The following is a 583-nucleotide window of genomic DNA, read 5'->3' as shown; positions in this document are numbered from 1 at the left end:
GCAATGTCATGCGCCTTGTGGTCGAGCTTGACCCACGAAAGCAGCTCCAGTGCGCGATCGCGCGCGCGACGCTCGGCGGCGCGGTACTTCGGCAGCGAGAGCAGCAGGCCCGGCGCACCGTAGTCCAGATGCCGGTGCATGCCGACCACCACGTTTTCCAGCAACGTCATCTCCTTGAAGATGCGGATGTTCTGGAACGTGCGCGCAATGCCGGCCTTGGCCACTTCATGCACAGCGGTCGGCTGGTAGGGCGTGCCGCCCAGCACAAACTCGCCTGCGTCCGGCGTGTACAGGCCCGTGATGACGTTGAAGAACGTGGTCTTGCCGGCGCCGTTGCGGCCAACCAGACTGACCATGCCGCCCTCGGTGAGATGCATGGTGAAACCGCGCAGCGCCGGCATCGACTGGATTTCGACGGCGAGGTTGTCGATTTCGAGCAGGGAGCGGGAAGCGGTCATTTTGCGCCTCCCGTCACATAACGGCGGACTTCATTGTCTTTCAGCACCGTTGACGGCTCGCCGTCGGCCAGGATGCGGCCGTTGTAGAAGGCGACGACCCGGTCGGCATACTTGCTGACGATATC

1 protein-coding gene is annotated in these 583 nt (G+C 63.5%); it reads right to left on the bottom strand.

The window, feature by feature from the left end; translation table 11 throughout:
- The coding region (locus D1614_RS28460) for an ATP-binding cassette domain-containing protein (RefSeq protein WP_206610184.1) at window positions 1-458 on the bottom strand (458 nt) is incomplete at its 3' end.
- Window positions 459-583: the final 125 nt, after the last annotated feature.

It is taken from the genome of Maribellus luteus (assembly GCF_003576475.1).
GTDB lineage: Bacteria > Bacteroidota > Bacteroidia > Bacteroidales > Prolixibacteraceae > Draconibacterium > Draconibacterium luteum.
The sequence above is the reverse complement of the archived record's forward strand: the minus strand, read 5'-3'. Positions and strand labels throughout refer to the sequence as shown.